Origin of the sequence: Oscillibacter sp. (assembly GCF_040505565.1) — a bacterium.
Taxonomy (GTDB): Bacteria; Bacillota; Clostridia; order Oscillospirales; family Oscillospiraceae; genus Oscillibacter.
In genome coordinates, this window is sequence record NZ_JBEUWZ010000024.1 from 23,127 (window position 1) to 41,340 (window position 18,214).

General features: G+C 50.5%; 14 protein-coding genes. All 14 read left to right on the forward strand.

The window, feature by feature from the left end:
• Nucleotides 1-166 precede the first annotated feature (166 nt).
• The 14 genes from ABWQ15_RS12125 (at nucleotide 167) to mobL (ending at nucleotide 18,094) form a co-directional block, all read left to right on the forward strand.
• Nucleotides 167-517, forward strand: a complete 351-nt coding sequence (locus ABWQ15_RS12125) for a TnpV protein (RefSeq protein ID WP_353909038.1) — start codon at nucleotides 167-169, stop codon at nucleotides 515-517.
• Between the two features lie 59 nt (nucleotides 518-576).
• Nucleotides 577-7,854 carry a helicase-like domain-containing protein gene (locus tag ABWQ15_RS12130; RefSeq protein ID WP_353909039.1) on the forward strand — a complete coding sequence of 2,426 codons (7,278 nt, stop codon included), beginning with the start codon at nucleotides 577-579 and terminating at the stop codon, nucleotides 7,852-7,854.
• 37 nt (nucleotides 7,855-7,891) lie between these two features.
• Nucleotides 7,892-8,536 (forward strand): YodL domain-containing protein, encoded by a 645-nt coding sequence (locus tag ABWQ15_RS12135; RefSeq protein ID WP_353909040.1) that lies wholly within the window; start codon nucleotides 7,892-7,894, stop codon nucleotides 8,534-8,536.
• The gene (locus tag ABWQ15_RS12140) at nucleotides 8,520-9,224 is read left to right on the forward strand and encodes a 5'-nucleotidase (RefSeq protein ID WP_353909041.1); all 705 of its coding nucleotides are present in this window, start codon (nucleotides 8,520-8,522) and stop codon (nucleotides 9,222-9,224) included. The genes ABWQ15_RS12135 and ABWQ15_RS12140 overlap by 17 nt, the downstream gene beginning before the upstream one ends.
• A gap of 18 nt (nucleotides 9,225-9,242) precedes the next feature.
• Entirely contained in the window at nucleotides 9,243-10,886 is a 1,644-nt protein-coding gene (locus tag ABWQ15_RS12145; RefSeq protein ID WP_353909042.1) for a hypothetical protein, read from the forward strand.
• Nucleotides 10,887-10,900: 14 nt separating this feature from the next.
• Nucleotides 10,901-12,214 (forward strand): DUF3991 and toprim domain-containing protein, encoded by a 1,314-nt coding sequence (locus tag ABWQ15_RS12150; protein WP_353909043.1) that lies wholly within the window; start codon nucleotides 10,901-10,903, stop codon nucleotides 12,212-12,214.
• A 91-nt stretch (nucleotides 12,215-12,305) separates the two neighbouring features.
• Nucleotides 12,306-12,551 carry a hypothetical protein gene (locus ABWQ15_RS12155; protein ID WP_353909044.1) on the forward strand — a complete coding sequence of 82 codons (246 nt, stop codon included), beginning with the start codon at nucleotides 12,306-12,308 and terminating at the stop codon, nucleotides 12,549-12,551.
• A gap of 14 nt (nucleotides 12,552-12,565) precedes the next feature.
• Nucleotides 12,566-13,468: a hypothetical protein gene (locus tag ABWQ15_RS12160; RefSeq protein ID WP_353909045.1), complete on the forward strand. Its 903-nt coding sequence runs from the start codon at nucleotides 12,566-12,568 to the stop codon at nucleotides 13,466-13,468.
• Nucleotides 13,469-13,568: 100 nt separating this feature from the next.
• On the forward strand, nucleotides 13,569-13,736 hold the full coding sequence (locus ABWQ15_RS12165) for a hypothetical protein (protein ID WP_353909046.1): 168 nt from the start codon (nucleotides 13,569-13,571) through the stop codon (nucleotides 13,734-13,736).
• Between the two features lie 72 nt (nucleotides 13,737-13,808).
• On the forward strand, nucleotides 13,809-14,288 hold the full coding sequence (locus ABWQ15_RS12170) for a hypothetical protein (protein WP_353909047.1): 480 nt from the start codon (nucleotides 13,809-13,811) through the stop codon (nucleotides 14,286-14,288).
• Nucleotides 14,289-14,554: 266 nt separating this feature from the next.
• Nucleotides 14,555-15,304 (forward strand): Fic family protein, encoded by a 750-nt coding sequence (locus tag ABWQ15_RS12175; RefSeq protein ID WP_353909048.1) that lies wholly within the window; start codon nucleotides 14,555-14,557, stop codon nucleotides 15,302-15,304.
• Between the two features lie 75 nt (nucleotides 15,305-15,379).
• Nucleotides 15,380-15,832 (forward strand): hypothetical protein, encoded by a 453-nt coding sequence (locus ABWQ15_RS12180; RefSeq protein WP_353909049.1) that lies wholly within the window; start codon nucleotides 15,380-15,382, stop codon nucleotides 15,830-15,832.
• A 2-nt stretch (nucleotides 15,833-15,834) separates the two neighbouring features.
• The gene (locus tag ABWQ15_RS12185; RefSeq protein WP_353909050.1) at nucleotides 15,835-16,233 is read left to right on the forward strand and encodes an AbrB/MazE/SpoVT family DNA-binding domain-containing protein; all 399 of its coding nucleotides are present in this window, start codon (nucleotides 15,835-15,837) and stop codon (nucleotides 16,231-16,233) included.
• Nucleotides 16,226-18,094, forward strand: coding sequence for a relaxase MobL (mobL, locus tag ABWQ15_RS12190; protein WP_353909051.1), 1,869 nt, complete (start codon nucleotides 16,226-16,228; stop codon nucleotides 18,092-18,094). Before ABWQ15_RS12185 ends, mobL begins: the two co-directional genes overlap by 8 nt.
• The last annotated feature ends 120 nt before the right edge of the window (nucleotides 18,095-18,214 follow it).

Below are 18,214 nucleotides of genomic sequence, written 5' to 3' on the forward strand. Positions count from 1 at the left end.
AATGCTCTTCTCGTTGCAACCAGCGATACTGCAGAAATTGGGCTGCGTGAAATTGCCCGGACAATTACAAAGCTGAGCAAAGAAGCGGGGATTGAAAACAATTATAAAGACGCTTACAATAGAGAAGAAAAAACAACTGCACTGAATTTTGAAAGGAGTACGGAATATGGAGATCACCTATCACGAGCAGGATGGAGTCAGGATTCCGGATCTGCTGATGCCCCAGCAGCCGGACGTACATCTGGGCAAGTACGCGGAGCTGCGGCGGCAGTACCTGATGAAGCACCGGCGGGTGCTGTACGCGAACCTGTTGACGAGCTGCGAGCTGACGGAGCATCTGGCGTGGGTCGAGAAGCAGGCACTGGAGATGGTGGATCAGCTGACGCAGCAGATGGCCAAGGCCGAGGGCGTGACGGAGGAACTGAAGAAGGAAGACCAGATGCGCTGGGTGGGCCTGATGAACAATTTCAAGCACTCAGCCGAGGAGCAAGTGCTGAACGATCTGATCTACGCGTAAATATTGATTCTGAGAAAGCCGGAGGTAATGAACTTCCGGCTTTTTTAGATTCCCACCTCATGGAAGCCATCGTACTGGACGAGGGTGGCAGATCGGTCAAGCGGCAGGAAATCTTCAACTATTTTCAGAATCACAAGGACTGCGCAGAGCGTATCCAGTATCTTAAAAACGCCTACACCGACACCTCCGTTGAGATTGACAAGGATGGTGTGCGGATCGGCTATCATAAACAGGATGACGGACTCTTGATGTGGGAGGGCAGCTACCATGCCCGCACATCGGAGTCCGTTTTTTCATGGGCTGTCATCACGGAAATGACGGAAAGTCTCATGGAACGCGGAGAGTATCAGATCCGGCTGGGTTTACAAAACGCACCTGTCATGGCAGAGCAGCTAACGATGTTCGACATGGGCGGCAGCGCTCCGGTTTATGAGGTGGACGATGATCAGGCATCCATACCCTTGTTTTCCCCGCAGGAAGTGCCACAGGCCGTGATTGACCAGGCACTCTATACTGCCGGCAACGAGTCCGGCAGTGCTTACCGCGTGGCAGCCTTCTATATGCGGGAGCATCCTGAACAGAAAAGCGCTGACTTCCTGTGCCGGGAGTTCGGTGAAGGAAACGGACGCGGCATTGAATATGAGGGCCGGAAATATGCCGCCTGGTTCACAGAGGACGGCATTCAGTTGGCGGAGGGCAATAGTGTCCGCACGGGCTACAGCCGCACCACCGTCACATGGAAGAACGCTTCGGCGCGGATTCTGGAACTGCTGAACGCTGGCACATACCTGTCGCCGGCAGAACTGGAGCAGGCACAGGATAAGGCGCTCAACGATATGGCCGACGCGCTGATTTACACAGCCCGTGACCTATCGGAGACAGGAAGATCGCAGAGCTTCTTGCAAAAGACATGCACCATCTATGACCAGGTTCACATCTTCCCAGACTGTACAAACGCTCTTGCTGAACAGGCGCGGGACGAAACGTTTCTGACGGAACTATCTCAGGAGTACCACACGTTTCTGAATGCTTACTCGCACAGCCGTGAAATCATGCGTTGTCGACTTATGCCGTACAATACCCACCGCATTGAATCCGTGCTGGACGGTGTGGCATACCCCAAGCGCAGTTTTACCGCCCAGCCGGATTTCCTGCGGCAGTGCAAGATGTTTATCACGCAGGATGAGATAGACCACTATTTTCTCGACAGCAGCATAGACAGCCGATTATTGGTGTATGCACACTTCTGTTATCCCCACACACCGAAAGAACATCAGAATTTTATCAAGGTCAATTATGGCGAGTACAATGGTGGGGCCTGTGACGGCTACGATTACACGAAAACACGGAAAGGGCTGCTGTATCAGAGGGAATATGAGTGGAAGAAATACGACTCCGTCCAGTTCACCATTCCGCAGGTTGTCAAGGAGTACGAACGCCTGATTGCCCAGAAGCGATTCCCTGGCGAGGATGCCATTGCCTATATCCCGCAGCATGAAGCGGAGCAGCTGGCACGGACGGTGTATTTCGGCTTCTATGGCCTAAGCGGAGATATTCCACGTCCCTATCCGGCTGATTCAGATTACTACAAAGCGGTACCCGCCATCCGGGAGCAGCTTGCCGACCCGGAGCGCGTACAGGAAATGATAAATGCCCTCACCACCGCTCTGGATGGCTTGCAAGAGGATGACCGCTATTATGAAAGCTGCGCCGAGGCAAAGCGGCAGCTTGGGGAATATGCAAACGGAACCTATACCCTGTTTAACCATCGGTACGATGTTCCTGTACAAGAGAAGAAAGAAATAGGAGTTGCACAAGAAGAAACACCAGCTTCCGCTCCGTCTGCGGTGGAAGATTCCGAGTCAAGTGAACCCAAGGAGCCACCATCCCAAACCCCTGGTAATCCGGAGGCCGAGGAAGTGTACCATCACGCAAAAGAGGTACACCCGGATCATTTGGTTGCAATTCGAATGGGCGATTATTACGAGCTTTACGGGGACGACGCTGCCACTACCGCAGAAATCCTGCACAGCAAAATACTCAGCCGGGAACTCTCAGTCGGCACAGTTCCCACCACCGGCTTTCTCGCGGAGCAGTGGGCCGCAAACATGAAAGCTCTCTGGCGCACAGGCCATAATGTACTTCTGATTGATCAGGGTGACAACGGTCAGTTTTATGCTGTGAAACAGCGGCTTGCCAGTGATTACATCCCCATTCACTCGCAGATCCAGATTGAGGGGCGCCGGTTTGAGGTAGAGAGTGTCAATTCTGAGCAAGACAAGGTTTCTCTCCGGGATGTGACCTTCCAGAACAGCACTGGCTTTCCTATTATGCGCACGGAACCCATCGAATTTGTCCGCTCCTATATCGAGGAGCCGGAGCCTAGCGTCGAGGGACTGACCGTCGTGCTGCCTGAGCAGGGAGAGGAAGACGCGAATACCACGCTTTCTCCGCCCATGCTCAAAAAAGAAAGACGTATTTCCGCAGCCGCACCCCTCTATCAGCAGGGCATCAATTACCGTATTACCGATGATACTCTAGGTGCAGGAACGCCGAGTGAACGCTACGCCAACAATGTAGCGGCAATTCGGCTCCTACAAAAGATGGACAAAGAAGGCTATCCGGCTGCTGCGGAGGATCAGGAAGTCCTTGCCCGGTACGTTGGCTGGGGTGGTTTGGCGGACTGCTTTGACGAAAAGAACAGCAAATACAACGAGCTGAAAAGTCTGCTGTCCGATACGGAATACGCTTCCGCCAGAGAATCCACCCTTACCGCCTTCTATACGCCGCCCGTGGTGATTCGCTCCATCTATCAGGCGCTTGCCAATATGGGCTTTGCCCAGGGCAACATTTTGGAGCCGGCCTGCGGCACCGGCAATTTCTTCGGGTTACTGCCAGAGAGCATGGCAGGCAGCAAGCTGTATGGTGTGGAGCTGGACGATGTTTCCGGTAGAATCGCCCGCCAACTCTACCAGCGCTCCAGCGTTTCCATTCAAGGCTTTGAAAAGGCACAGTTTTCGGACAACTTTTTCGATGTGGCTATCGGCAACGTGCCGTTCGGCCAGTTCAAGGTGGCCGACCGTCGTTATGATCGGCTGAATCTGCCCATCCACGAATACTTCATCGCCAAGACGCTGGACAAAGTGCGTCCAGGCGGCGTGGTCGCATTCGTCACCTCCAGCTACACTATGGATAAGCGCACCTCCAATACCCGCAAGTACATTGCTCAGCGGGCAGAGCTGCTGGGGGCTGTACGGCTGCCTAACAACGCCTTTAAAGCCGCAGCCGGTACGGAGGTTGTTTCGGACATCCTATTTTTGCAAAAGCGCGATCACATGGTGGACATAGAACCAGAATGGGTACATCTGGCTACCGACGATAACGGAATCCAGATGAACAGCTATTTCATCGACCACCCGGATATGGTTCTGGGTGAGATGAAGATGGTATCCGGCCCCTTCGGTCCGGAGCCAACCTTCGCGCCTTATCCCCACCGGAGTTTGGATGAGTTGTTGTCCACTGCCATACAGAATATTCACGCTGAGATTACGGACTATGACAGAGAAGAAAAACAGGACGGAGAGGACAAGAGCCTTGAGGCAGATCCTGCCGTGCGTAACTTCTCCTACACCGTCGTGGACGGACAGATTTATTTCCGCGAAAACAGCCGTATGAACCCGGTGGAGGTATCCAAGACCGCCGAGAGCCGTATTCGCGGCTTGATCGATCTGCGGGACTGCGTCCGCTCCCTGATTGAATATCAGACGGAGGATTATCCTGAAGAAGACATCAAGGCGCAGCAAGCAAGTCTGAACACGATTTACGATACCTTTACCCGGCATTACGGACTCATCAATTCCCGTGGCAACTCCCTCGCTTTTTCGGAAGACAGCTCCTACTTCCTGCTCTGCTCATTGGAGAATATTGATGAGAACGGCAATCTGGAGAGTAAGGCGGATCTGTTCACAAAACGCACCATCCGTTTCCACAAGCCTGCCGAAAAGGTAGACACCGCTGTTGAAGCCCTAGCACTTTCCATTGGGGAAAAGGCGCGGGTGGATATGGAATATATGGGGCAGCTCACCGGGAAAAATGAAGAGGAGCTGTTCGCAGATCTTCGGGGTGTGGTATTCCTGAACCCTGACTATGCGGAGGGCGTGAACGAGAAATATCTGCCCGCTGATGAGTATCTTTCTGGTAACGTCCGTCAGAAGCTGGTGATCGCTGACGAGAGAGCAAAAATTGATCCTCAGTTCCAGATCAACGCCGACGCCCTGACACGGGTGCAGCCGGTAGACCTGACGCCCGGTGAGATCTCCGTCCGTCTGGGCGCTACGTGGCTGAATCCGGATTATATCCGCCAGTTTGCGATTGAGGCGCTGGATTCCTCCTCCAATGCCCGCAGGAATATGAAAATCCACTATTCCAAAATTACCGGCGAGTGGCGTATTGAGGGAAAGAATCTGGACTTTGGAAATGTAAAGGTATACAGCACCTACGGTACCAAGCGAATTAACGCTTATGAGATTATTGAGGACAGCTTAAATCTGAAAGACGTCCGCATATTTGATTACATTGATGATGCGGAAGGCCACAGAAAACCAGTACTCAACAAAAAAGAGACCGCCATTGCTCAGAGCAAGCAGGAGCTTATAAAAGAAGCCTTTTCAGAATGGATCTGGAAAGCTCCAGACAGGCGGGAAACCATTTGCAAGTCTTACAACATCCTGTTTAATTCCAATCGTCCCCGTGAGTACGACGGCAGCCACATCAGCTTTTCTGGCATGAACCAGGAAATCACCCTACGCCCCCATCAAGTCAACGCGATTGCCCATGTCATGTACGGCGGGAATACCCTGCTGGCGCACGTAGTGGGGGCAGGAAAGACGTTTGAAATGGTTGCCGCTGCCATGGAGAGCAAGCGGCTGGGGCTGTGTCAGAAGTCCCTGTTTGTAGTTCCCAACCATTTGACCGAACAGTGGGCCACCGATTTTTTACAGCTCTATCCCGCAGCCAATATTCTGGTGGCCACCAAGAAAGACTTTGAAACCAAAAACCGCAAGCGTTTCTGTGGGCGCATTGCCACCGGTGACTATGACGCTGTCATCATCGGACACAGTCAGTTTGAGAAAATCCCCATGAGCGCGGAACGCCAGCGGACTCTTTTGGAGCAGCAGCGGGATGAAATTCTTCTGGAGATCAGCGACGCAAAGCGGGACAAGGCGGAAAATTTCACAATCAAGCAGATGGAGAAAACCCGTAAGGGAATTGAGACCAAGATTGAGAAGCTGAACGACCAGAGCCGAAAAGACGATGTTGTCACCTTCGAAGAATTGGGTACAGACCGGCTGTTCGTCGATGAAAGTCATTTTTATAAAAATTTGTTTCTCTACACCAAAATGCGCAACGTCAGCGGCATCGCCCAGACGGAAGCGCAGAAAAGCTCCGACCTTTTCATGAAGTGCCGTTACCTCGACGAGCTTACCGGGGGCCGGGGTATTGTCTTCGCCACAGGCACGCCCATCAGCAATTCCATGGTGGAGCTGTACACCATTCAACGGTATCTGCAAATGAAGGCTTTGCAGGAGCAGGGCTTACAGCACTTTGATTCCTGGGCAGCAAACTACGGTGAAACCGTCACGGCCATTGAACTATCCCCGGAGGGCAGCGGCTACCGGGCCAAGACACGGTTTGCCAAGTTTTACAACCTTCCGGAGCTGATGAGCGTCTTTAAAAACGTCGCGGATATTCAGACGGCGGATATGCTCAAGCTTCCAGTTCCGAAGGCGCACTACCACAATATTGCCTTGCAGCCCTCCGAGTTCCAGAAGGCCGAGGTTGCCAACTTCGCTACCCGCGCTGAACGGGTGCGCAACCGTATGGTGGACAGTAGCGAGGACAATATGCTGCTGATTACCAACGACGGGCGTAAGCTGGCGTTGGATCAGCGGCTGATCAATCCCATGCTGCCAGACGATCCATACAGTAAGGCGTCTAAATGCGCAGATAACACATTTGAAATTTGGCAGCGCACGGCGGCGCAGCGTTCCACACAGATGATTTTCTGCGACCTTTCCACACCATCCGGTCCGATCAAGATGGAGGTACATGATGGCAGTGCGGAGATGACGCCCTTTCAAAATGTGTATTGGGATATTTACCAGAAGCTGACTGAGAAAGGGATTCCCGATGAGGAAATTGCCTTTATCCACAACGCGAAATCCGAAGCGCAAAAGAAAGACCTGTTTGCAAAAGTTCGTTCCGGGCAGGTGCGCATTCTGCTGGGCAGCACGCAGCGCATGGGTGCCGGCACGAACTGCCAGCATAAGCTCATTGCCCTGCATCATGTGGACTGCCCGTGGCGGCCCTCTGATTTGCAGCAGCGAGAGGGCCGCATTATCCGACAGGGCAACGAAAACCCTGATGTGGACATTTACAGCTATGTCACCGAAGGGACGTTTGATGCCTACCTTTATCAGTTGGTGGAGAGCAAGCAGCGGTTCATTTCTCAGATTATGACCAGCAAGTCGCCGGTGCGCTCTGCTGAGGATATTGACGAGACGGCGCTTTCCTATGCGGAAATCAAGGCGCTGGCCAGCGGTAACCCACAGATTAAAGAGAAGATGGATTTAGATGTTGCAGTTTCCAAGCTGAAGCTGCTAAAAGGCAGTCACCTTAGCCAGAAATACGCGCTTGAGGACGCCATCGCAAAGCAGTTCCCAAGGGATATCATGGAGCAGAGCCTGCGCATTGCCGCCTATACCGACGATCAGGTGACCATTAGAGAGAATACGCATCTCAATGAGGACGGGTTCTCCCCCATGACGCTGGCCGGGAAGACGTATGCTGACAAAAAAACTGCCGGTTCCGCGCTGCTGGAGCTGTGCCAGAACATGGTGTCGCCGGAGGCTGTGCCGGCGGGCAGCTACCGGGGATTAAATCTGGAGCTTTCCTATGACACCTTTTCAAAAGAGTTTCGTATGGCGCTGTCTGGCAAAATTCGCCATCTTGTCCCGCTGGGTACGGACGCGCTCGGTAACATCCAGCGTCTGGATAACGCGCTGGGACAGTATCCCGCGAAAGAACAGTCCTGCAGGGAACGGTTGGAGAAACTTCAAAGGCAGTTGGATACTGCAAAGGTTGAGGTGCAAAAGCCTTTCGCAAAAGAGCTGGAATTGCAGCAAAAAACAGAGCGGCTAGAGGAGCTGAACGCGCTGCTGAATCTGGATGAAAAGGAGCTGGTTGAAGAGCCCGATGCCGATGAGACGCAAAGGTTATCAGCCGCCGCCAAGCAAATGGCCTGTTATGCCGAAATTGAGGAGGATTTGGAGCTGTGACCTTCCCTAAATAAATTCATTGGAGGAGTTGATGTCTATGGAAACTTTAAAAATCTATCAACTGAAGGGCGGTGATGAAAACCGATACCGGCGCTGGATGGATTATGACGGCCTGCGAAAAATGGGCGAATTGCCGGAGCTGAGGAATTACGAGCAGGTATACTCTATGCGGCTGCTGGACAACCCCACCCCGGAGCAGGTCTGGCAGCAATTCAATCATACCCGCCCGGCAGACTTCACTGGGTATCCACTCCATACCAGCGATATCATTATTTCAAGCTTAGAAACGGAAACAATAGCTGTCTATGCGAGTAATGCAGACTTCGTGCGTCTGCCGGAATTGGAACGAGAGATTACAAGAGAAGAAAAAAAGGAAACTGAGGTTGTCGGATTTCTCCGCTATCTGGACTCCGGCGAGAAGGTTAATTACACGAACGCCGATACGTTCATCGCAGCCTATAAGGAGGACTTGAATTATTATGGCCCCAACGGAGTACGCGCCGTTCCGCTGACAAAAGACTTGGGCGTCCGCTACGAAATTGAAAAGCTGCTGGTCGGTGAGTTTGGTGAGGAGCTACCGGATAAAGGAACCTGGATAGCAGCTCACAGCAATCCGTTGCAGAATTACTGCATGGAGCATCAGCAGCAGCCGGAACCGGAAAACGATGGGCCGGATCTATAATCAAAAATCAGAGAAGGGCGACAGCGTACAGCTGTCGCCCTTTCTCATGGTCGGAGGTATCAAAAATTTGTCACGCTTATTCGTAGATATGGACGGAACTCTCGCCACGTTCCGAAAAGTCTCAGCGCCTGAAGAATTATACGAACCCGGCTACTTTGCAAATCTGCCGCCCCAGAAAAATGTTGTTAATGCGGTGAGGCTGCTGATCTGCACCGCGCCGACGATAGACGTTTTTATTCTTTCCTCTGTCCTATTCGACAGCCGCTACGCCATGGAAGAAAAGAACGTCTGGCTTGACCGGTATCTTCCGGAGCTAGGTGAGGGACATCGCATTTTCCTTCCGTGCGGCGAAAGCAAGGCAAGTTACGTGCCGGGTAAAATGCGCGGAAGCGATTGTCTTCTGGACGATTACACAAAGAACCTAGAGGATTGGAACCGTGCCGGTGGCCGGGGAATTAAACTTCTGAACGGCATCAACCACACGCGGGGTAGCTGGATCGGTGAACGGATCGACTTTGATCGTCCACCCGCTCAGCTGGCCAACGCTCTGCTGGAAATTGCAGCTGGGCGCTGCTTGCAAGATAAACTGCATCTACCAATTAGAAGCTCAATTGAGTCTTATATATCGCGATGTGACTTGGAAAACTGCCCGAGCTTCTCCGACAGCTTTGATTTTAATCCGGAATAATAAAGGAGGAAAAGAAAAATGGACACGTTTAATATTAAGAAGGAATTCATGTTGTTTCGCGATGGAACAGTGGCAATGCTTAATACCACATGGGATACCGAAAAGAAAATGCGCGCACAGGACAAGGGAAATATGGAATATGCCGTGGCCGCCCTTCATTCTGAAGATGTATTTTCCCCTGTTAATTCCTGGCGTGTTCAGTGGCAGAATAAAACTCCTGATTGGCTGGTTCTTTCAGATGCCGAAAAAAAGATGAAAGCGCTGGGAAGACAGTGGGTAAAGCGGCATGTCTTTCAAAATCGGTTTTACCCTGTACGGGCAAGAAAATCACGCGAAGATTACTATGTCAAGAATTGCCGCAGTGTTCATTTAACCGGTTATAAAACCACTGTCATGGCAGCTGGAGACACCAGAGTAAATATAAAAAATACCGAAACATCCGTTTATCTTCTGGATGAAAAAGTGAAGCTCAATAAAAATATATTTATGATTCCGGAAACTACGAATGTTTACACCGTTTTTGACTCTCCTATTGTTACGGCAGATACTGTTTCACAGCCAGCTGTTGCCTCAACATCTCCAAAAAGCACCAGCATATATCTAAACGAGCTGCGGATTGACGAGCAGCTAAAACAGATTCCATGGATGTGTGAACACTTTGAGCATGAAGATATTGCCTATTCTTTTGGAACACACAGGAATATCCAAGAGTTTATCAACGGCTTTCAAGCCGGCTCAAAAAATCAAAGTTTGCTTTCCGAAGGCAGTGATCAATTTAAGATCGGAGTGATTTTCGGCCAGTCTCCCGACCGTGAGGGGTTGCTGGAATTGCTCAAGCGATGCCCTGCACAGCTCCGCACAGATTTACAATTGGTTTCAATCTGCGATCAAATCTCGCGTACAGTAGTTAGTTCTTCGGATCGGGAACATGCCATTCCGGCCAGTTTAAAGGAATCCTTTGATCGTTACGAGCAAGGGACAGCGTTTGGGTGCCTTCCGGTATACATTGCAGAGAAGTTTTCTCCCAATGTCATCCATTACAATGAATCTATGACTGTGCAAGGCGGCAGAGAAACCTATTGTCTTTCCGTATCCTGCAACAATCGCAGGTATATTTTGGATCATATGTCCGAAGAAAAATGCGTGACGGAGACCGAAAAGCTGCTTAAATTTGCACGTGAAAAAGGATATACAGTTGAAAAGCACATAGGACATTATGGGGATTGCCCGATCGGAACGGATGTCGTCAAACGTGCAGAAGCGGATACGGAACAAGAAACCAAGTATCTGCAAGAGCTGGGGATCACCTACACTTGTCATTATTATGATGATGGATACTACAACGGTTACCGCTACTCCTTGCACAATGACCATAGCGACGCCGCCAGTGAATATGATGGGTGCTTAAGTGCTGGTGAGCAGTTTAACCGGGGTATGCGTCCGGAACTCCGTAAAATTGGATTGGCCGATCTTCAAATTGATGCAATCCGGGATAAGAATAATGGCCCGATTGCTGGCTTAATTACTGAAGGCGACCTTCACTATGAAACCGTAAATATTAGTTCTTTAATTACTCACGCCGATGGATCGTTCCGGAAATCACAGGTGATGACTTCCCTGCTTCAACCAGATCTTCAGAAATCTGCAGATCTGGCGTTATAAAGAGAGAAAAAAAGATGATAGGACAAGCCGTTCAGAAAGAACCGAAGCTCTACTTTACCAAAGAGCAGGAACGCTACGCATACGAGTGCAGCGCACTGGAATATGCACAAAGCCAAGGTTATGAGCTGATTAGAAAAGGCAATTACTATCAGATGAAAGATCATGACAGCATGATCTTTACCTCAAATGGTCACTGGTTTTGGAATTCTCGTTCACTTAATGGTGGGGCTATTAATTTTATTATGCATTACGAGGGTAAAACAAAAGTGGAAGCGGTACTGATTCTGAATCATGCGGAGGGCCAGACCTATGCGGACGTTATAAATGGAGTACGGCCTCACTACAGTGCAACACGACCAAAGCCAGTTCATCACGCAGCGGCCCCAGTTGAAAAAGTACCTTTTAAGCTACCTGCACAGTCTAATGACTTCCGCAGAATGTTTGGATACCTCTGCGGCACCCGGAAGCTGGATCGGGATATTCTGCGGAAATTGATTCATCAAGGCAGTCTCTATGAATCAGCCTACCGTTATGTTGTCAAGAGTACCGGCGAGCTGAAAGAGATCCACAACGCCGTCTTCGTGGGCAGGGATGAGCACGGAGAACCGAAGAGCGCGTTTCAGCGCGGCCTATCGTCTCTGGGTGAAAACACCACCTACAAGCGTGACGTGCCTGGCTCCGATCCGTCCGCGCCCTTTCTCATCCCCGGACACAAGGGTACAGATACAGTTATTGTCTTTGAAGCGTCCATTGACGCAATCTCTCACGCCTGCATCTACAAGGACGCTGGACTTGATGACAAGCTCTATGACCGCATCGCCCTAGGCGGAACAGAGAAGACGGTGGGCCTGACCACCTATTTGCAGACTCACCCCAATATTTCCCGCGTGGTCATCGCCATGGACGAGGATGCAGCTGGACGAGCCGCCGATCAGAAGATACGGGAGCTGCTAGATGAGGTAAAATACGAAGCCATCAGTCTACGGCAGCGCGTCGGAAAAGACTGGAACGAATATCTGGTCAAGTGGCGTCTGATCGCGGATGGTGCAGTGAAGCTGCCAACCACCGGCGCAGACGGCCCACAGGATGGTAAACCTGTGGGCCGTATTCATTATCTGGACGATCACGGAACGGTGAAAGACTCGGTTGCCTATGCCGACCGAGCGGCGTTTCAGCGTCAGGTGCGTATCTGTTTGAACAGCGGGCGGCGGATTGTGGCAGAGACGCCGGAGCAGCAAAAATGCTTCCAACAGTCCAGAGAGGCCCACACGCCGGCACAGGCTAAAGCACCACCAGAACCAGAACCTGAGAATGAAATGGAGTTGTAATTTGACATGGCCGTAGTTCCTCGTAATTTGGGCAACACGGTCAAACTTGCATCTTTGATCAAAAGATCTTATACTGAAAGGATACAAAAACATGGAAAAAACATCAGAGGAGATATTTCACAATCGTGCGCTGCCGGATAGTGGAAAGTTTCAGGACGTCACCAGTTGCGAGAACTGTCTGGAAGAGTTGGTGTTTGCCATGAAGGATAAGCACCATGAATTTTCAATTGGGCTACGCACGATTCTACACTGTCTGGCTATTGCCGAAAAGGAAGGCTATTTGCCAAAATTGCCGGCAGACTGGTGGGATCGTGTACGATTCTATTATCCTAAATAGTCAAGGAGAATTGTGTGGACATTTTTAAATTGAAACCGGGGATGTCCCATATTTACCCGGTTAGCCCAGAGAATTATGAGGCGGCAACGGGGCAAGCCAGAAAATACCGCAAAGAAAGTAGGACTGGTGAATCCTATTTCGCCGTCTGTCCCGCCTGTGACAATCCGATTCAACTGATTGGATTGTATAAGAATACCGCAGAGAGCGGGAGGAAGCCATACGGCAAACATACCTGTCAGACGATTCCAAATCTGGCGGAATACGATCAGGATGCATATCTGGATTGCCCATATTCTGATCCGAGGCGGACGCCGCCGACTGCGCGGCGCAAGGCAGAGAGCCGACTATCCAGACAAATTATCCAGCTTCTCCATGATCAATTTGACCGCGTTATCCATATTCTCTCTAAAGAGACTGGTATTTGTTTTTCTACCGCCCTGTCAAAGAAGATGCTGGAAGGCTACATAGTAAGAGAAGGCTGGTCGTTCCGCAATGCAGCGCCCTATAACTTACCTTGGGCATTTGTGGAGGGGCAAGTGGCGCTGCCATTGTACGGGCAACGAATCTGTGCAGATTGTGCCCTGCATGACGCTATTGCTTACAACTACCCCGCTGCCCGCTTTGAAGAAACGCCAGCCTATAATTCCGTGCGAATTTTACAGAATGCCGGGCAATACGTTGACCTGAGTTTTGCGTTTGTCTCTCATAAGCGTAGCGTTCGTGATGAGCATTTATTTGAAACGATTGATTTTTGGGTTTACCGTGGAATTGCTCCCAAGATGGAAACTGTGTATCGGAACACTCTGAATATTCAGACGGACTACTTCCTCAATTTAATTAATTTGCCAGACGAGCGTAGCCACCGTAATCAGAAACTGCTGGATATTGCGGATGAATTGCTAAAGACCAGATTGTAAAGGCAAATATCCCAACTAAAAAAAGGCTGCCATCCGGAGTAAAAAGCTATCTACAAGCGGTTATTCTCAAGAAAACAGAAAGGAGGAGCAGACAAGTAAAATGTATGTTTTTGGTGTTATAACTAATATTATAGCCGCTGTTGTTTTATTTGGAGTAGGTGCTCACGAAATGAACAACTTGGTTCATAGTATTCCAGCTATCCTTTGTTTAATTTCTGCATTTGGTATGATTTTAAATATCAAAAAGGATAAAAAGAATAGAAAATAAGGAAAGCCAGCCTGAAGTATCAGGTTGGCTTTCCTTATTTACCAGATAATACTAACATAGGAGGTCGTTGATATGTCTCAGGAAATAAATTATCTGAAGTTGGAAACCCTGCTGCATCGTTTACAACCGGTCACAGATTCGTCCTATCAGGCAGCGCTTTATCTACTCTCCACCGATGAGGAGCTGACGGACGTTGCAGCTAAGTACATCGATAGCGACGGAATTGACTTCACGGAAATCAAGCGAGCCACGCAAGGCTTTGATGACCATACTCAGCAGCTCATTGACGTGGCTCATAATCTCTTTTCGTGGAACAGCGTATGTTTAGTGACGCCTTTTGACCTCTCCCGGTTGTGTTATCCCATGCTGGATCAAGTTTGCAAAGCGCTTTACATCTCAGCCGGTCAGATAACCGTGCAGATTCAGGGCCGCGATACGGTACTGCCCCACATGGTGCTGGATGATGGGCCGTACCAGAAAACCGTGCGGTTTAACGATATGCTTTTTCAGATGCAAAAAGCAGCTTGTACACCGCAGGAACCAGAGCTTTGATTTTTTTCTCTCTTGTAAACCCAACGGCAGGATTGCCGTTTCCGCACACCAAGGCGGAAACCACTCCAAAATCGCGAAGCGTTTTGGAATGGCAGGATAAGGCGTGTTCCACACGCCGTTTAACAGCTTGAGGGCAAAGCCCTCAACGTGTGTTCCACACACTTTTTTGTGTTCCACTTGGAACACAAAACGATTGACAAGCCTTGGGAAGTGCTGCAAAATGGGAGTAATGGATTTCATACTGATTAGCTGGAGTTGGAGGCCATATGAACTATACTTGTAAAGACAGGTTTCATCTGACGAGAGAAGAAAACTTGTTCCTGGCTAAAAAGCTATGGGATGAAAGTATCTTCTGCGGGATGAAGATGGAAAATCGAAATATTACATTCCCGGAAACGAAGGCCATTCTGAACGGAATCAACGTACCTCGCGTCAGCATTGACGACGCCTATGCGGTATGTCGGTATCGTGATGCGTGGAGATTCGTTTTGGACTCGCTGGACGAACCGCTGACTCTGGATTATATGATTCACGTCAATGAGATTGTTGCCAGAGGTGAAGCACTACAAGTCGGTTGCCTTCGGAATGGCTCTGTAACCATCGGTGACCTTGCGCCGGAAATTCCAACGGTCGAAGAAGTACAGCAGACGATAGCTGCTTTAAAGACCAGCGGTGTCTCTGATACCCAGCGGGCATTGAACACTTTTACGAGTTTTGTCCGTATGCAGCCATTCTGGGACGGAAACAAGCGGACTGCGATGCTGCTGGCAAATAAGGATCTCATCACACATGGTCGCGGACTGCTGGTGGTAACGGAAAAGAACGGTCTTATTTTTAATGACACGCTATCGCAGTTTATAAGCGACGGCAGACCCATTCCTTTTCAGACGCAGCTGTTTGAACAATGCCTGGGCGGCTTGAATGAACCGTTGGAAAAAGAGTACGTCCCCGTTCCCATGCCCGAAACATCAGAAACACTGAAGCATTTAGAACCAGATTATGAACTGGAAATATGAAAATCAGAGTAAAAGTACTTTCGTGCGGCAAATGCTGCATGGAAGTGCTTTTCCATGTATCGGAGGTGAATCGATATGACTGACCGACATCAGGCTCCCTACATTCCTTTTCGTTGTTCACAGGAAACCAGTGACCTAATCCGCCAATTGGCCAAGGAACAGCATCGACCTAAAAGCGAAGTGCTGCGGGATCTGGTCAACAAAGGTCTAACTGCAACCGGCGCGAAAACAGAAGATAGCGAAATCTATGCGCTTGTCCAACGCGCGGTGAAGGAAACTCTACAGCCACAGGTGGAGCGACTGGCAGCAATCTCAGCCAAGGCGACCCACATTTCCGGGGCCGCCTTTTTTATGAGCATTTTTGCCGCCACGCAGGGCAGAAACCCAGCGGAGCAGCGCCAGATCGAGGAGGCCGCCGGCACGGCGCGCGAACTAGGTATCCAATACCTGAAGCTGAAAGATCGCGACATTGACGCCTTTCTCAAGGAGGGAGCCAAGCGAATGACAGATGAATCGGAGGAATCATAAATATGGTCATGAGAAGAAAGATCACACAGCAGGGCCGCATCAACATCGGGGACGAAGCCCGAGGCAGCATTTTGACCGGGAAGGTCACTGTCTCCGGCTCCACACAGGGTATTTTGATTACGCCTTATCATGAGGGCGACGAAAACCGGCCAGACTGCAAGGTTACCGCATGGGACGCTGACAATCGAATCGTACTTCCCCTCCAGCTTCGCCAGAAGGCGCGTCTGGAATCGGGGGATACGGTGGATCTCCTGTTTCGAGACGAAGACGGCGGCATTCTGCTTGTGGCGGCACGGGACGTTTGCACTCTCTGCGGCTCACAGTCTGATGACATGATCCGGATGCCCAACGGGCGTCTCGTCTGCCCACGGTGCAGGCGAATCCTTTGCAAAGATGAGTGATAAGGTTCCGGAACTGTTTGTCTTCAAGCAGTCGTATAAATCCAGGAACCGCCCGTCCACGCGCATACTCAACCAGAAGCACCTGGTTTATATTTCCACCCGTCCCGGTGTCATGCGCAACCCGGAGTGCGGTTTCGGCCTGTGGGGAAAGTTGCCAGACATGAAGGCCAGCAAGAATATTGACGATCTGCGCACCGCCTATCGGGCGATTGGCGAAGCGTCGGAGGGCCATACAGTCTATCGTGCCATCCTTTCCGTAGATAAGAACACCGCCAGAGACTATGACCTATATGACCGGGAGACGTGGCAGAAGCTGATCAACACCCGCATATCGGTTATCCAGCGGGAAATGCACATCAAGCCAGAGAACTTCCGCTGGGTGGCATCCATGCACTACAAGAAGATCCATCCCCACGTTCACATCCTCTATTGGGACAACGGAAAAGAACCCCGACAAGAGTATATCTGCAAAGAACGTTTTGAACAGATTTCAGAGCGTGTGCGAACTACCTTTTCCCGCGCTGTTTATTTTGAAAAGGAACTGAAGACGGTGCAGGAAGAGCAGACCGAAACTGTTAAGGCGGTACGGCTCCAACTATCCGCCATGCTGAAATCTGCCAACTTGCCAGACGCGCTGAATCTGGATCACGTCAAAGCAGAGGAATTGGACGAGCTGGGCAAGGGACTTGTGGAGCTGGCACGGACGCTGCCATCTACCGGGCGGTTGAAATACGGACTGCTGAAGTCAGAATACCGTCAAAAGCTGGATGAGTGGTTAGGGCAGGTCATGAAAATTTCCGACTTTTCAAAGTTGGAGCAAAAATACCTGAAGCTAAGTGCGGATGTGACGCAGTTGTACGGTAACGACGGGGTTAAGGCAGAACAATTTTTGAAGCAGGCCCATGAACGGCTTTTTACGGAATTGGGCAATGAGACGCTATCCTATCTGAAAAAGGTTGCGCTGGAGCTTCAGTCGCGGGAACCTCCTAGCGATATTAAAGGGCTTTCCATAGCCACATGGCGCATCGCCAGTCAGCTGCTTCGGTGTGACCCGGTTTTTGCAGAGCTTTTGAAAAGCCTTCCTAAATGGAGAACGCCAGACAGTGCGATTCTTAAAGAAGAGACAATCAAAAACCAAGTGGACAGGCTGACCCGTGCGCTGGTCAGTGACCTGCGAGTGCGTTCTAAGGCTGCGGGGTATATGACTGCAACAAAAACGAAGGAACTACGAATGGAGGCGAACAGCTCTCTCTACCGCGTGGCCCGCGCTGCGGTCATGGAGGCTATCGGCAAAAGCATGGGCGATGTCCATACCATCGCACCGGGTGATCCACCCGGTGACCTGCAGGAACTATCTGCGACATCGAAGCGCATGGCTGGTCAACTACTGGAGGATAGCCCCGCATTTGCGGCACTTCTGACAGCACTTCCTAAACAGCATCAGCCCATCGGAAAGCTGATGCAGAATAGTGCGATCAAGGAACAAATCAATTCCGTCATTCAGGAGCTGACCCATGACCTTAGAATCCGGTCTAAGATTGACCGGTTTACGGCTGAGACGGCGGACAGTAAGGAAGCAGCGCAGGAAGAAAAAAGCGCGGCATACAAAGACCTGTACCGCTCCATGAACAAGCTGGTGCTGGAAACTACGCGGCAGGAGATGGGCTACAATGTCCAAGAGCAGCGGGAAATGGCCACAATGGCACTGCTGCGGCTGTTTCGTTCCGGCAGTCAGAGTAAAAACCAGCTTCAGAGCCAGCACGATCTTCAGCGTGAAAAATACCGCAACCTCTCGGAGACAGCCAAGCGCGATCTACAGAAAAAGCGCCAGCAGGAAGGCAGCTGGTCAATGGAGTTTTAAGAACAGGCTTGAGAAAAAAATTGGTTTTCCACAAAAGCAAGAAAAAATCTTCTGCAATTCAAAACGTAACTAATTTTATTAGAAAGTTTTACACTTTTCCACGAAATGAACGTTATCTAT

Bases quoted from the DNA above. Each gene is read 5' to 3' on its own strand.
- ABWQ15_RS12125 (WP_353909038.1), top strand. From the start codon at position 167: ATGGAGATCACCTATCACGAGCAGGATGGAGTCAGGATTCCGGATCTG.
- ABWQ15_RS12130 (WP_353909039.1), top strand. From the start codon at position 577: ATGGAAGCCATCGTACTGGACGAGGGTGGCAGATCGGTCAAGCGGCAG.
- ABWQ15_RS12135 (WP_353909040.1), top strand. From the start codon at position 7,892: ATGGAAACTTTAAAAATCTATCAACTGAAGGGCGGTGATGAAAACCGA.
- ABWQ15_RS12140 (WP_353909041.1), top strand. From the start codon at position 8,520: ATGGGCCGGATCTATAATCAAAAATCAGAGAAGGGCGACAGCGTACAG.
- ABWQ15_RS12145 (WP_353909042.1), top strand. From the start codon at position 9,243: ATGGACACGTTTAATATTAAGAAGGAATTCATGTTGTTTCGCGATGGA.
- ABWQ15_RS12150 (WP_353909043.1), top strand. From the start codon at position 10,901: ATGATAGGACAAGCCGTTCAGAAAGAACCGAAGCTCTACTTTACCAAA.
- ABWQ15_RS12155 (WP_353909044.1), top strand. From the start codon at position 12,306: ATGGAAAAAACATCAGAGGAGATATTTCACAATCGTGCGCTGCCGGAT.
- ABWQ15_RS12165 (WP_353909046.1), top strand. From the start codon at position 13,569: ATGTATGTTTTTGGTGTTATAACTAATATTATAGCCGCTGTTGTTTTA.
- ABWQ15_RS12170 (WP_353909047.1), top strand. From the start codon at position 13,809: ATGTCTCAGGAAATAAATTATCTGAAGTTGGAAACCCTGCTGCATCGT.
- ABWQ15_RS12175 (WP_353909048.1), top strand. From the start codon at position 14,555: ATGAACTATACTTGTAAAGACAGGTTTCATCTGACGAGAGAAGAAAAC.
- ABWQ15_RS12180 (WP_353909049.1), top strand. From the start codon at position 15,380: ATGACTGACCGACATCAGGCTCCCTACATTCCTTTTCGTTGTTCACAG.
- ABWQ15_RS12185 (WP_353909050.1), top strand. From the start codon at position 15,835: ATGGTCATGAGAAGAAAGATCACACAGCAGGGCCGCATCAACATCGGG.
- mobL (WP_353909051.1), top strand. From the start codon at position 16,226: ATGAGTGATAAGGTTCCGGAACTGTTTGTCTTCAAGCAGTCGTATAAA.